Below are 916 nucleotides of genomic sequence, written 5' to 3'. Positions count from 1 at the left end.
TGAAACTGATGCGGTTGTTGCATCAGTAAAAGCGGACGACGAAGGAAAAGTAACGGTTAACGATTTAGCGCCAGGCAAATACAGCTTTGTAGAAACAAAAGCGCCAACAGGTTACATTTTAAACACAACCCCGGTTGCGTTTGAAATTAAAGCAGAGCAAGCAGGCGAGCCAAAAGTGATTGAAACAGGCGCGTTTGTGAACTATCAAGGCACAGCAACATTACTAAAAACAGATGCCGACGGCAAACCATTAGCAGGAGCAGCCTTCAATGTAATCGATGAAACTGATGCGGTTGTTGCATCAGTAAAAGCGGACGACGAAGGAAAAGTAACGGTTAACGATTTAGCACCAGGCAAATACAGCTTTGTAGAAACAAAAGCGCCAGCAGGTTACATCCTTAACCCAACAGCGATGGCGTTTGAAATTAAAGCAGAGCAAGCAGGCGAGCCAAAAGTGGTCGATGCGGGCAAACTTGCGAATTACCAAAGCACAGTGGCATTAACTAAAGTTGATGATAAGCAACAACCATTAGCGAATGCTGTTTTTGAAATTGTTAATACTGATTTAGACGTTCCTGTCTTAGAAAATGTTGTATCAGATGAAACTGGGACAGTGACTGTAGTAGGATTAGCACCTGGTCATTACTACCTTCAAGAAACGCAGGCGCCAATTGGATACGAATTATCATCTGAAAAACGTGAATTTATGATTAGCGATGTGATGACGGAGACAATTATGACTAATCTAGGTGACTTTATCAATAAGATGGAAGTTGAACCGACACCTGAAATCACTCCATATCCAGAGGAGCCAAGCGAAACACCAGAAACAAGCGAAACACCAGAAACAAGCGAAACACCAGAAACAAGCGAAACACCAGAAACAAGCGAAACACCAGAAACAAGCGAAACACCA

1 protein-coding gene is annotated in these 916 nt (G+C 42.8%); it reads left to right on the top strand.

Annotation, left to right across the window (positions count from 1 at the left end; all coding sequences use genetic code 11):
- The coding region (locus tag BCAMP_RS14000; RefSeq protein WP_035315684.1) for an MSCRAMM family protein at positions 1-916 on the top strand (916 nt) is incomplete at both ends.

The organism is Brochothrix campestris FSL F6-1037 (assembly GCF_000525915.1).
GTDB lineage: Bacteria > Bacillota > Bacilli > Lactobacillales > Listeriaceae > Brochothrix > Brochothrix campestris.
The sequence above is the reverse complement of the archived record's forward strand: the minus strand, read 5'-3'. Positions and strand labels throughout refer to the sequence as shown.